Here is a 12,798-nt window from a genome sequence, read left to right as displayed (position 1 = left end):
GAACGGCGCAATCGTTGCCAGGCAGCGGCACAATCCCGCACTTCGGGAGATGGCGGCAACGATCGTCGCGTTGCTGGTCGATAGCGAATTGCGCACGGCACAGTGGGCGCACGTTGGCGACAGCCGCCTTTATCGGTTTCGCCGCGGCCAGCTCGTCGAGCGCACGCGCGACCATAGCCTCGTCCAGCAGCTGGCCGACGCCGGGCTGCCGTGCGACGGCCTCAGTCCCGGTCTCCTGCTCCATGCTCTCGGCATGACCGGCGAGGTGCTGCCGGACTTGAGTTCCGCGATATCCGTCGAAGATGGGGATGCTTTTCTATTGTGTACGGACGGTTTCTGGCAATTGCTGCCTGACGAACTGATCGAGTACTGCCTGCGCGCCGTGCATACGGTGAGCGATTGGTTGACGCTGCTCGCCGATGCAATCAGGCAACGCTCGGAGCTGTCGGGTAGTGTGGACAATTGCTCAGCGCTTGCGGTGTGGATCGGCAACCCGGAATCCGTGACGCTCGTTGCAATGCGCTAGCACACCTGTGCTTCGCCCCGCGATTCGCTCAATCTCGTCTCCCGCGTTCGATGGCGCCGCGCCAGTTCGACGCGCGCATTCGTATCATGGGACGCGATCGGCGAGTCGCAAAGAAAACAGGTAGCGAGGCGTAAAAATCGACGTGCTGCGGTGCTCCGGGCGTGGCCTGTGAGACAGTCGAAGGCTCTGATGCTCTGGCTCGTCGCGTTCAATCGACGAGAAGAAGACGTCGAAACTGTCAATTGTCAGGATTACCGCTAGGAAGCATCATGCGCATGCATAACCCGCCGCATCCCGGCGAAACGCTCAAGGAGGATGTCTTGCCCGAGTTGGGCTTGAGCGTGACCGAGGCCGCCGAACAACTGGGTGTGTCCCGCGTTGCGCTGTCCCGCGTCCTGAACGGCCGGGCTGCCATCAGTGCCGAAATGGCGATCCGGCTGGCGCAATGGCTGCAAGGAAGTCCGGAAATCTGGCTGCGTGCCCAGTTGCAATACGACTTGTGGCAAGCCGAGCAGAAAAGCACCGCAAAGATAAAGCCAGCAAAACGGCTGGCTGTATAAGCTTGCCTCAAAAAGCACGAAGCCCAGCCGAAATGGCTGGGCTTCGTTGCTTGATACTGGTGGTCGGAGCGAAAGGATTCGAACCTTCGACCCTCTGATCCCAAATCAGATGCGCTACCAGGCTGCGCTACGCTCCGACGAATCCGTGATTCTAGCCTGCCCTCCTGCCAGCGGTCAATCAGATTGCGTTCCGAGAATTTCCACAGCATCGCATCGCAAGCATGTCGAACCCGGCACCTGGTTTGCGGGTCAACAAGGTCAGCAGAATTGAATCGATCGGGTTCAACGAAAAAGGAGACGCTCATGAATCTCATCCTCTGGCGTCACGCCGAAGCCGAAGACATTGCGTCGACAGATCTCGCCCGTCAACTGACCTCCCGTGGCCGCAAGCAAGCGCAGACGACGGCCAAATGGCTCAAACACCGTCTGCCGCCCGACGCTCTGATTCTCGCGAGCCCCGCCGCGCGGACCGTCCAGACCGTCGAAGCCTTGACCGATCAATACCGGATCGTCAAAGAGATTGCGCCCGGCGCGCGCGCCGAAGCAGTCCTCACGGCCGCCGGCTGGCCGGAAGGCGCGGCCGAAACGGTCGTGATCGTCGGTCATCAGCCGACGCTCGGCCTCGTGGTCTCGCAACTCGTAGCGGGAAAAGCCACTGAGTGGTCCGTCAAGAAGTCCGGCGTCTGGTGGCTGGAAAGCCGAGCGCGCGACGGTCAGGCGCCGGTGCTGATCCGCGCCGTGATTTCGCCCGATCTCGCCTAGAATCGTCTGACAGTCGAATCGTGAAACATGCGTGTCGCTGATGCGACATGTCATCGCATTTACACGGGTTTGCCATGCGAGCGTCATCGGCGGTTACTACATTGGCAAATACACCGCATTCCTACATTTGATCAGGAACCTTTATGCGAGACCTGCCGACGCCTACCCTGCCCCTCGCTTTCATTCTTCCGCTCGATTCGCGCCGCCGACTTCCCCGCGCGGAGGAAACGATCACCGCGCAGCATCGGCTCCAGGTCGCCTGGGCACGCACGGACGAAGAACTGCGCGAAGCACAACGGCTGCGCTATCGCGTATTCGCCGAAGAAATGGGTGCACGCGTCGTCGGTCCAGCCGGTCTGGACGTGGACCCGTTCGATCCCTACTGCGATCACCTGCTCGTGCGCGATCTCGATACGCTGAAGGTCGTGGGCACATACCGTGTGCTGCCACCGCATCAGGCCGCCCGCGTCGGGCGTCTTTATGCCGAAGGCGAGTTCGATCTTTCGCGGCTCACCCACCTGCGCTCGAAGATGGTCGAAGTCGGTCGCTCATGCGTCCATCCGGACTACCGCAGCGGCTCGGTCATCATGTCGCTATGGGGCGGCTTGGGCGCCTATATGATGCAAAACGGCTATGAAACGATGCTCGGCTGCGCGAGCGTGCCGATGGCCGACGGCGGGCATTTCGCGGTGAACCTCTACGAATCGCTGCGCGAAAGCGCGTTGACGGCCCCGGAATATCGGGCGTTCGCGCATACACCGCTACCCGTCGAAGAGCTGCGTACGGGCGCAAAGGTGGCGCCGCCTCCGCTCGTGAAAGGTTATCTGCGGCTCGGCGCGAAAATTTGCGGCGCGCCCGCCTGGGATCCCGACTTCAATTGCGCGGATTTCCTGACGTTGTTCAGGCTCGCCGACATCAACGCGCGTTACGCGCGCCATTTCCTCGGCGAAACGTCCGCCCGCTGAGCGCACCGCCCCGGGGCTCAGTCGTCCGTATAAACGACGCGGTAGCGAATGCCGACCTTCTCCCATTCCGCAGCCTCTTGAACGAGGCTGTAGTCGGTCAATGGATTATTGGCCACCCACTCGTTGGGCAACCTGACTTCATAGCCGTTGCCCTTCTTTCCGACACGAATGCCCGGCAGCCCGACATCGGCTCGGCGCCGGCACAACAACGCGGCAAGCCGCAGGCAAAACAGCAGCGGCCATTCGACGTCGCGCGTCTGCGCCAGTTTTCCGAGCTTGCCGGCATGGCCGAGCACCAGCGCCGCAAGCCGCGCCTGGTCCGTACGCGAGAACCCGGGCATATCGGCATTGCTCGCGATATAGGCTGAATGCTTGTGATAAGCGCTGTGCGAAATCGACAATCCGATCTCGTGCAGCGCCGCCGCCCATGCGAGGAACATGCGGTCTTCGTCCGCATCGTCGGCGTTGTTCCTATCCGCCCCGCCGAGCTGATCGTAAAAACCGACCGCCAGATCGCGAATACGCTGCGCCTGCGCGCGGTCGACGCCATAGCGGCGCGTGAAGCCTTCGACCGTCACCGCACGCATGTCCTCGTGTTGCGTCCGCCCCAGCAGATCGTAGAGCACGCCGAGACGCAAGGCGCCGTCGGTCGTATCGACGTAATCGACGCCGAGTTCCTCGAACACAGCGAGCATGATCGACAGCCCGCCTGCAAGCACCGGCACGCGATCGGCCTTGAGCGCGATGAGCTTGAGCCGGTTCACGTTCTCGGCTTTGATCAGCGCGCGCTTGAGCCGCTCGAGCCCGCCGCGCGAAATGCCGTGCGAGATGCCGGCATCGTTGAAGCCGTTCGCCTCGACGAGCTCGGCGAGCGCGCGCGCCGTGCCCGACGAGCCGATCGCCTGATCCCAGCCCGCCTTCTTGTACTCGTGCGAAATGATTTGTATCTCGCGTTTCGCCGCGAGCTCGGCCTGCCGCATCGTGTACTCGTCCACGTTGCCGGCGGGGAAGAACTGCCGGCTATGACTCACGCAGCCGATGTAAAGGCTTTCCATGACGAGCGGGGTGTAATGCGAACCGATGATGAACTCGGTCGAGCCACCGCCGATATCGACCACGAGCCGCTTGCCCGAACTCGCGGGCACGGAATGCGCCGCTCCCGCATAGATGAGCCGCGCTTCCTCCCGCCCGGCGATGACTTCGATCGGAAAGCCGAGCGCCTTCTCGGCCTCGACGAGGAACTCGGGTGCGTTTTTAGCGACCCGCAGCGTGTTCGTCGCGACCGCGCGCACATGATCGGGATGAAAGTCCCGCAGGCGCTCGCCGAAACGTTTGAGCGCATTCCACGCCCGCTCCTGCGATGCGCTGTCGAGCATCTTGTCGGCGGACAGTCCAGCCGCGAGGCGCACGGGTTCGCGCAGCGCATCGACCTGATAAATCTGACTGCCGGCCGGCGTTTCCTCGACGCGACCCACAATGAGGCGGAAGCTGTTCGAGCCGAGATCGACCGAGGCAAGCAAATGCGGGGTGGTAGGCATGAGCGGAAACGTTTCCAGTCGCGCGAGAGGCGCCGCTCCGCGATTTCGAGCGGATGACGGCGCAACGCGGTTCAAAGTCGCCATTTTACGCACATAGGAGGGCACTCCGGTCATTCGCAGGGCACGCCTATTCCTCATTGCGCGCCCGCGCCGAGCAGCCGTCTCAAATTAGATCAATTACCCGTAGAATTGATGACATCGACGTTCATCTAAAAGACATTGGACTGTGAGACTTTCCGAGCAACCGTTCGCTTTTCCATCCGACCCTTCTCACTCACTACTACCGATGTCGGTGCGTTACCCTCTGCTCAATCGGGAATTGGGCATCCTCGGCTTCAACGAGCGCGTGCTCGCCCAGGCCGCTGACCCGGCGATACCGCTGCTGGAACGGCTGCGCTTCATCTGTATCACGAGCAGCAACCTCGACGAATTCTTCGAAATCCGCATGGCCGGATTGCAGGAACAGATGCGCGACAATCCGGGAGCGCTCGCGCCGGACGGCATGTCGCTGCAGCATGTCTACGATCTGGTCGTCGAGCGCGCGCAAAAACTCGTGCATCGCCAATACAGCATGCTGCACGAAACGATACTGCCGGCGCTCGAGGAGCAAGGCATCTACTTTCACGGCAGCGAAGCGTGGACGGCAGCCCAGACGCAGTGGGCGCACCGCTATTTCAACGACGAGCTGCTGCCCGTGCTCACCCCGATCGGGCTCGATCCCGCTCACCCTTTCCCCCGCGTGCTCAACAAGAGCCTGAACTTCGTCATCGAACTCGAGGGCAAGGACGCATTCGGTCGGCAAGCGGTCATGGGCATCGTGCAGGCGCCGCGTGCATTGCCGCGGCTCGTGCGCATGCCGCAGGAGCTCTCGGGGTTCACTCACGGGTTCGTATTGTTGAGTTCGTTCATGCAGCGTTTCGTGGGCGAGCTTTTTCCGAATCTCGTCGTGCGCAGCTGCAACCAATTCCGGATCACGCGCAACAGCGAGCTATTCGTCGACGAGGACGAAATCACCAATCTGCGCGTCGCCTTGCAAGGCGAGCTGCCGGCGCGCCATCTCGGCAATGCGGTACGGCTCGAAGTCTCGGCCGATACGCCGCCTCATCTCCTGCAGCGCCTGCTCGACGAAAGCGGCCTGAGCGAAAAGGACTGTTACCGGGTCGAGGGCCCCGTGAACCTCGTCCGTCTCATGCAGTTGCCGGAGATGGTCGACCGCCCCGACCTCAAGTTCGTGCCGCACGTGCCGGCCACATCGGAGCGGCTTGCCAATTCGGCGAATCATTTCGAAACGATCGATCAGGGCGATGTCCTGCTGCACCATCCGTACGAGAGCTTCCAGCCCGTGCTCGAGTTGCTCGTGCAAGCGGCGCAGGATCCGAACGTCATGGCGATCAAGCAGACGATCTATCGCACGGGCACCGACTCGCCACTGATGGACGCGCTGATGCAGGCGGCGCGCAATGGCAAGGAAGTGACCGTCGTCGTCGAGCTGCTCGCACGCTTCGACGAAGAAACGAATATCAATTGGGCATCGCAGCTCGAGGCGGTGGGCGCGCACGTGGTCTATGGCGTCGTGGGCCATAAATGCCACGCGAAAATGATGCTGATCGTGCGCCGCGTGACGGAAAACGGCCGGTCCATGCTCAAGCGCTACGCGCACCTCGGTACGGGTAATTACCATCCGCGCACGGCAAGGCTCTACAGCGATTTCGGTTTGATGACTTCGGATCAGATGATCTGCGAAGACGTACACCATGTCTTCCAGCAATTGACGGGCATTGGCGGCGAGTTGAAGCTGCACGAGCTTTGGCAGTCTCCGTTCACGCTGCACCCGCGGCTCGTGGAAGCCATTCGCGCTGAGGCGGAAAACGCACGAGCCGGCAAAAAGGCGCGCATCGTCGCAAAGATGAACGCGCTGCTCGAGCCGACCGTGATCGCGGAGCTGTACGAGGCCTCCCAAGCGGGCGTCAAGATCGACCTGATCATACGCGGCGTCTGCTCGTTGCAGCCGGGAGTGGCTGGCCTCTCCGAGAACATCACCGTGCGATCGATCGTGGGCCGGTTTCTCGAGCACCATCGCATCTTTTACTTCTTCTCCAACGGCGACGAACGTGTCTACCTCTCGAGCGCGGACTGGATGGATCGCAACTTCTTCCGCCGCGTCGAAGTCGCATTCCCGATCCGGGACCGGCGCCTGAAGCGGCGCGTCATCGCCGAAGGGCTTTCCGGCTTCCTCGGCGACAATCAATCCGCCTGGGTCATGCAAAGCGATGGCCACTATCGGCGTTCACGTCCGGGCAAATCCTCGCGTAACGCGCAAGCGAGCCTGCTGACGAAGTTCGGTTGTTAGCCCCTGGGTTCCGGGCCCACCGCTCAGGCGTGCTGAGGTTGGCGGCGTACGGTTCGCTGCGCGGGAAAGCGCACCGTGAAGACGCTGCCCCGCCCTTCTTCGCTTTTGACGTCGAGCACGGAATCGTGCCGCTGCAGCACATGCTTGACGATCGCGAGGCCGAGACCGGTGCCGCCTGTGTCGCGCGAACGGCTCCGATCGACGCGATAAAAGCGCTCGGTCAGGCGCGGAATGTCGTCTGCGGGAATGCCGAAGCCCGTGTCGGTCACCGAAAACGCCGCCGCGCCGCCAACGAGGTGCCATTCCACGCGGATGGACCCACCATCGGGCGTATAGCGGATCGCATTCGTGACGAGATTGCCGAGCGCACTGAGGATTTCCGTTTCCGTGCCGGTGACGGTCAAGGTGTCATCGCTATCGAACGCGATCTGATGGCGTCCACCCGACAGCGTGACCGCATCCTCCCGAAGGTGACGCAATACGGCGACCATGTCGATGGCGTGGTCGCTCGGCGGCTTGGCATCGCCTTCGAGCTTCGCCAGCACGAGCAGATCATCGACGATATGACGCATGCGCGACGCTTGCTGCTCCATCAGTTCGAGATAGCGCGCACGGTCGGCTTCGTCGAGCGGGAGCTCGCGCATCGTCTCCAGAAAGCCCGATAGGACCGTCAGCGGCGTCTTCAACTCGTGCGAGACATTGGCGACGAAATCGCGTCGCATCGAGTCGGTCCGCTCGAGCTCGGTGATGTCCGCCGAGAGAACGAGCTTGCGGTTCTCGCCGTAGGGAAACACCTGCACCGACAAGACGTTTTGCCGCTTATCGCCCATGCCGCGCATGATGAGCATCTGCTCGTACCGGTGCGAATTCAGATATCGCACGAACTCGGGATGCCGCACGAGGTGAGTGATGTGCTGGCGCAGATCGCGCCTGGCATCGAGTCCGAAATGCTCTTCGGCAATGGCATTGCACCATTCGATCTGATCGTGATCGTCGAGCATCGCGACGCCGTTCGGCGACGCCTGGATGGCCTGAATGAAGCGCGAATGTTGCTGCTCGACCTGACGGACCTGCGCGTGCCAGCGCTTCGCGAGCTTATGCAGCCGATAGTAGATCTCGCCCCAGACGCCCGGTGCGCTCGGGACCTGTCCGTAGACGGGCGCATCGAGCAGGCGCCAGAGCCTTTCCGTGTGATACGTGCCGAAGAAGCTTTGCACGACGAGCACGAGGAGTGCGAACGCGAGCGCCCATTTGACGCCGGCGAACGCACCGATGGCGGCGCTCGCGATTGCCAGCAGCACCAGCGATACGAGCGAGCGCGCCCAGATGATATTCATGCCTGCACGTGTTCGAAGAGCGAAAAATGGAACGCCGGTGCCCGGATCATGCGCTCTTGGCGAGCCGGTAGCCGCTGCCGCGCACCGTTTCGATCATAGCATCGCAGCCGGCCGGCTTGAGCGCGGCGCGCAAGCGCTTGATATGCACGTCGACCGTCCGCTCTTCGACGAATACGTGATCGCCCCAGACCTGGTCGAGCAGTTGCGTACGGCTATGTACACGCTCCGGATGTGTCATGAAAAAATGCAGCAGCCGGAATTCAGTCGGACCGAGATCGAGCTTGATCTCGCTGCCATCGGCATGTGCCGCGACGCGGTGCGTGGCCGGGTCGAGCTTGAGTCCGTTGATGGCCACGATGTCTTCCGTCAGTTGCGGAGCGCGCCGACGCAACACAGCCTTGATGCGGGCCATCAATTCCTTCGGCGAAAACGGCTTCGTGACGTAATCGTCCGCACCGATTTCAAGACCCAGCACCTTGTCCTGCTCGTCGCCACGCGCGGTCAGCATGATGATCGGAATATGTTTCGTGCGCTCGTTGTTGCGCAGGTCGCGCGCAAACGCGATACCCGACTTGCCCGGCAACATCCAGTCGAGCAAGACGAGATCGGGCAGCACGTCGCTGATCAGCGACTGCGCCTGTTCCGCGTTGTAGGCGCGGATCGGACAATGGCCCGCATGCTGCAGGTTGATCGAGATCAGCTCCGAAATGGCGGGCTCATCTTCGATGATGAGAATGCTGCTCGGCATCGTCACCTCTTGAGACGTTAACTAAGCGCTTCGCGTTCGAGCGCGTCGCGCGACTTGTGCCGCACGTCCGTGCCCTTCACGATGTAAATGATGAATTCGGCGATGTTCTTCGCGTGGTCGCCGATCCGCTCGATCGCTTTCGCGATGAACAGGTACTCGAGGCCCGCCGAGATCGTGCGCGGGTCTTCCATCATGTACGTGACGAGCTTGCGCACGAATGCGCGAAACTCCTCGTCGATCGCCTTGTCGTCCCGCACGATCTGCGCCGCCGCAACGGTATCGAGACGCGCGAACGCATCCAATGCGCGGCGCAGGATCGTCACGGCCATATCGCCCGAGACCTTGATCTCGGCGATGTTGACGGTGCGCGCCGCACCGTCTTCCATGAGCCGCTTCACACGCTTGGCAATTTTCTCGGCCTCGTCGCCCGCGCGCTCGAGGTTCGTGATCGTCTTCGAGATCGCGAGCAGCAAGCGCAGGTCCCGCGCCGCCGGCTGACGGCGCGCGATGATGTTGCTGCACTCCTCGTCGATCGCGACTTCCATCGTATTGACGGTTTCCTCAGCGGCGATCACCTGGTCGGCAATCTCCGCGTCGAATGCATTGAGCGCCTGCATCGCGCGCGTGATCTGCGCTTCGATCAGACCGCCCATTTCGAGCACTTTCGACGAAAGAAGGTTGAGATCCGCGTCGAACTGGCTGGACAGGTGCTTATCGGACATGGTGAACTCCCTCTCGATTCATCAGCCGAATCGGCCGGTGATGTAGTCCTCGGTTTCCTTGCGGACCGGCTTGATGAAAATCTTCTCGGTGTCGCCGAACTCGATCAGTTCGCCGAGATACATGTACCCGGTGTAATCGGAACAGCGCGCCGCCTGCTGCATGTTGTGCGTGACGATGACGACCGTGTAATCGTTCTTGAGTTCGGCGATGAGCTCTTCGACGCGCCCTGTCGAAATGGGGTCCAGCGCCGAGCACGGCTCGTCGAGCAAGAGCACTTCCGGCCGGATCGCGATGCCGCGCGCAATGCAAAGCCGCTGCTGCTGTCCGCCCGACAGGCCGTAGCCGCTCTGACTGAGCTTGTCCTTGACCTCGTTCCAGAGCGCCGCTTTCGTCAGCGCCCATTCGACGCGATCGTCCATTTCCGAGCGCGACAACGACTCGAACATTTTGACGCCGAATGCGATGTTGTCATAGATCGACATCGGAAACGGCGTCGGCTTCTGGAACACCATGCCGACGCGCGCGCGCAGCAGCGAAATGTCGCGCTTGCTCGTCAGCAGATCCTCGCCGTCCATGATGATGGCGCCCTCGGCGCGCTGCTCCGGATAAAGCGCGAACATCTTGTTGAACGTACGCAGCAGCGTGGACTTTCCGCAACCCGACGGTCCGATGAACGCCGTCACCTTGCCCTCGGGAATCTGCATGTTGATGTTCTTGAGCGCGTGGTACTTGCCGTAATAGAAGTTCAGGTTCTTGACTTCGATCTTCGGAGCCGCCGGCGCGAGCGCCGAATCGCCGTGCGCGGGATCGAAGCCGGCCGGCGCCGCTGGGCGCTCGATGGGGTTCAAATGAGACTCTGCCATATTCATAGGGTCGCTCCGCCGTCACTTCTTGTGGAACATCGCGCGCGCGAGGATATTGAGTCCGAGCACACCGAGCGTAATCAGAAACACCCCGGCCCAGGCAAGCGATTGCCACTGCGGGAACGGGCTCATTGCGAACTTGTAGATGGTCACCGGCAGGTTCGCGATCGGTTGCCCCATATCGGTCGAGAAGAACTGGTTCGACAACGCGGTAAAGAGCAGCGGCGCGGTCTCGCCGGCGATACGCGCCACGGCGAGCAGCACGCCGGTCACGACGCCGGCGAGCGATGCCTTCAGCGTCACCGATAGAATCATGCGCCACTTCGGCACACCGAGCGCGACTGCCGCTTCGCGCAATGCGTTCGGCACGAGCAGCAGCATGTTTTCGGTCGTACGGATCACGATCGGAACCTGCAGCAAGGCGAGCGCGAGGGCGCCGGCCCAGCCGGAGAAGTGGCCCACCTTGGCGACCACGACCGCATAGACGAACAGCCCGATGACGATCGATGGCGCCGACAACAGGATGTCGTTGATGAAGCGCGTGGTATTCGCAAACCAGCCCTTCTTCCCGTACTCGGCCAGATAGACGCCGGCGAGCACGCCGATCGGCGTACCGATGACCGTCGCAACGAGGACGAGAACCAGACTGCCGACGATGGCATTCGCCAGACCGCCGCCGTCCGTATTGGGCGGCGGCGTGGACTGCGTGAACAGTTGGACCGAAAGACCGCCCACGCCGAGACTCAGCGTCGTATAGAGAATCCACACGAGCCAGAGCAGGCCGAACGCCATCGCTGCGAGCGACAACGCCAGCGCGAACGCATTGATGCGGCGGCGGTGGCGCTGCAGGCGGTCGCGCGTTGCCGCGAAGACTTCGGGGCTCGCCGAACCGGGTATATGTTGAGCGGGACGGTTCATTTGGTGCCCTCGCCTTGCTCGAGCCTCAGCAGCATGAATTTGGAAAACGCGAGCACGATGAACGTAATCACGAACAGGATCAGGCCCAGTTCCATCAATGCGGACGTGTGCAAACCCGGCGACGCTTCGGCGAATTCGTTCGCGAGCGCGGAAGTGATGCTGTTGCCCGGCGCAAAGAGCGACACGCTGCTCAAGAGATTCGTATTACCGATGACGAACGTGACGGCCATCGTTTCGCCGAGCGCGCGTCCGAGCCCGAGCATGATGCCGCCGATGACGCCGTTTTTCGTGAACGGCAGCACGATCCTCCACATGACCTCCCAGGTCGTGCAACCGATCCCATAAGCCGACTCCTTGAGCAGTACGGGCGTCACTTCGAAGACGTCCCGCATGACCGAGGCGATGTACGGAATGATCATGATGGCGAGGATCACCCCCGCGCACAAAATGCCGATACCGATCGGCGGCCCCTGGAAGAGCGCGCCGACTAACGGAATCGAACCGAGTACCTCGCCGATGGGCTTTTGGAAAAAGCGCGCGAAGATCGGCGCGAACACGAGCAAGCCCCACATACCGTAGACGATCGACGGAATGGCAGCCAGCAATTCGATGGCGATGCCGAGCGGCCGGCGCAACCACGTCGGCGAGAGCTCGGTCAGGAACAGCGCGATGCCGAAGCTGACGGGCACCGCGATGACGAGTGCGATGAGCGACGTGGCGATCGTGCCGTAGATCGGGACCAGCGCGCCGAAAGTGTCGTTGGGCGGATCCCAATCGGCGGTCCACAGAAAGCTCAGACCGAACTTGTGGATCGTCGGCAACGAGGCGACGAAAAGCGAGACGATGATCCCGCCAAGCGAAAGGAGCGTGACGATCGCGGCAAGCCGGGCGAGGCCGCCGAAGACGATATCGCCCAACCGGCTGGGCTCTTTTTGCGCCTGACTGGCCGGCGGCGATGCGACGTTGATCTCGGACATGTCTGCGTAATCCTTTGCCGCACTGTTCGCCATGCGGCCGGTAGCGTTACCCGGGGAGAAGGCGCTGTGGCCCTCCCCCGGGCGTCCTCTGGACCGGCTTACTCAGCCAGCGCCTTGCCCGAACCGTCCTTCACCTTCGCTTTCCACTGCGTACGGATTTCCGAAACGACCGACTGCGGCAGCGAGATGTAGTCGAGGCTGTCCGCCGCCGGCGTCCCGTTCTTGAACGCCCAGTCGAAGAACTTCAGCGTTTCCTTGCCCTGCTCGGGCTTGTCCTGCGCAGTATGCAGCAGCACGAACGTCGCGCCGACGACCGGCCATGCGTCCTTGCCCGGCTCGTTCGTGAGGATCTGGTAGAACGACTTCTTCCAGTCCGCGCCCGCCGCCGCTGCCTTGAACGTCTCCGTCTTCGGCTCGACAACCGTACCCGCGCTGTTCTTGAGCGACGTGTAGGTCATGTGGTTCTGCTTCGCGTAGGCCCACTCGACGTAGCCGATCGCGCCCGGCAGACGTTGCACGAATGCGGCGACG

General features: G+C 62.1%; 13 protein-coding genes and 1 tRNA gene. 5 read left to right on the top strand and 9 right to left on the bottom strand.

What is annotated here, in order from left to right; all coding sequences use genetic code 11:
* Together ACO1XS_RS07450 and ACO1XS_RS07445 are read left to right on the top strand one after the other, a co-directional pair.
* A partial coding sequence (locus ACO1XS_RS07450) for a PP2C family protein-serine/threonine phosphatase (RefSeq protein WP_486390343.1) occupies positions 1-526 on the top strand: 526 nt, incomplete at its 5' end.
* A gap of 161 nt (positions 527-687) precedes the next feature.
* A complete protein-coding gene (locus ACO1XS_RS07445) occupies positions 688-1,086 on the top strand; it encodes a HigA family addiction module antitoxin (protein WP_486390342.1) in 399 nt (132 codons plus the stop codon).
* Between the two features lie 60 nt (positions 1,087-1,146).
* On the opposite strand, the gene ACO1XS_RS07440 is transcribed toward ACO1XS_RS07445, so the two are convergent.
* Positions 1,147-1,223, bottom strand: a tRNA-Pro gene (locus ACO1XS_RS07440).
* A 166-nt stretch (positions 1,224-1,389) separates the two neighbouring features.
* Between ACO1XS_RS07440 and ACO1XS_RS07435 the strand changes: the two genes are divergently transcribed.
* Positions 1,390-1,848 (top strand): SixA phosphatase family protein, encoded by a 459-nt coding sequence (locus ACO1XS_RS07435; protein ID WP_486390341.1) that lies wholly within the window; start codon positions 1,390-1,392, stop codon positions 1,846-1,848.
* Between the two features lie 143 nt (positions 1,849-1,991).
* Positions 1,992-2,813, top strand: a complete 822-nt coding sequence (locus ACO1XS_RS07430) for a GNAT family N-acetyltransferase (RefSeq protein WP_331567312.1) — start codon at positions 1,992-1,994, stop codon at positions 2,811-2,813.
* Between the two features lie 17 nt (positions 2,814-2,830).
* On the opposite strand, the gene ppx is transcribed toward ACO1XS_RS07430, so the two are convergent.
* Positions 2,831-4,435 (bottom strand): exopolyphosphatase, encoded by a 1,605-nt coding sequence (gene ppx / locus ACO1XS_RS07425; RefSeq protein WP_414720167.1) that lies wholly within the window; start codon positions 4,433-4,435, stop codon positions 2,831-2,833.
* A gap of 202 nt (positions 4,436-4,637) precedes the next feature.
* On the opposite strand from ppx, the gene ppk1 reads away from it, so the two are divergent.
* On the top strand, positions 4,638-6,701 hold the full coding sequence (gene ppk1 / locus ACO1XS_RS07420) for a polyphosphate kinase 1 (RefSeq protein WP_331567309.1): 2,064 nt from the start codon (positions 4,638-4,640) through the stop codon (positions 6,699-6,701).
* Between the two features lie 23 nt (positions 6,702-6,724).
* On the opposite strand, the gene phoR is transcribed toward ppk1, so the two are convergent.
* From phoR to ACO1XS_RS07385, 7 genes are all read right to left on the bottom strand, one after another.
* The gene (gene phoR, locus ACO1XS_RS07415) at positions 6,725-8,038 is read right to left on the bottom strand and encodes a phosphate regulon sensor histidine kinase PhoR (protein WP_331567307.1); all 1,314 of its coding nucleotides are present in this window, start codon (positions 8,036-8,038) and stop codon (positions 6,725-6,727) included.
* Between the two features lie 46 nt (positions 8,039-8,084).
* Positions 8,085-8,786: a phosphate regulon transcriptional regulator PhoB gene (gene phoB / locus ACO1XS_RS07410; RefSeq protein WP_173260138.1), complete on the bottom strand. Its 702-nt coding sequence runs from the start codon at positions 8,784-8,786 to the stop codon at positions 8,085-8,087.
* Between the two features lie 17 nt (positions 8,787-8,803).
* Positions 8,804-9,508: a phosphate signaling complex protein PhoU gene (gene phoU, locus ACO1XS_RS07405; protein ID WP_331567305.1), complete on the bottom strand. Its 705-nt coding sequence runs from the start codon at positions 9,506-9,508 to the stop codon at positions 8,804-8,806.
* A 21-nt stretch (positions 9,509-9,529) separates the two neighbouring features.
* Positions 9,530-10,378, bottom strand: a complete 849-nt coding sequence (gene pstB / locus ACO1XS_RS07400) for a phosphate ABC transporter ATP-binding protein PstB (RefSeq protein ID WP_486390340.1) — start codon at positions 10,376-10,378, stop codon at positions 9,530-9,532.
* Between the two features lie 15 nt (positions 10,379-10,393).
* Complete coding sequence (gene pstA / locus ACO1XS_RS07395) at positions 10,394-11,290, bottom strand: phosphate ABC transporter permease PstA (protein ID WP_331567301.1); 897 nt, start codon at positions 11,288-11,290, stop codon at positions 10,394-10,396.
* On the bottom strand, positions 11,287-12,267 hold the full coding sequence (pstC, locus tag ACO1XS_RS07390) for a phosphate ABC transporter permease PstC (RefSeq protein WP_331567299.1): 981 nt from the start codon (positions 12,265-12,267) through the stop codon (positions 11,287-11,289). Before pstC ends, pstA begins: the two co-directional genes overlap by 4 nt.
* A gap of 98 nt (positions 12,268-12,365) precedes the next feature.
* The coding region (locus ACO1XS_RS07385; protein WP_486390339.1) for a type 2 periplasmic-binding domain-containing protein at positions 12,366-12,798 on the bottom strand (433 nt) is incomplete at its 5' end.

The organism is Trinickia sp. (genome assembly GCF_057351765.1).
Note: the sequence above shows the minus strand (reverse complement) of the source record. Positions and strands in the feature narration are given on the sequence as shown.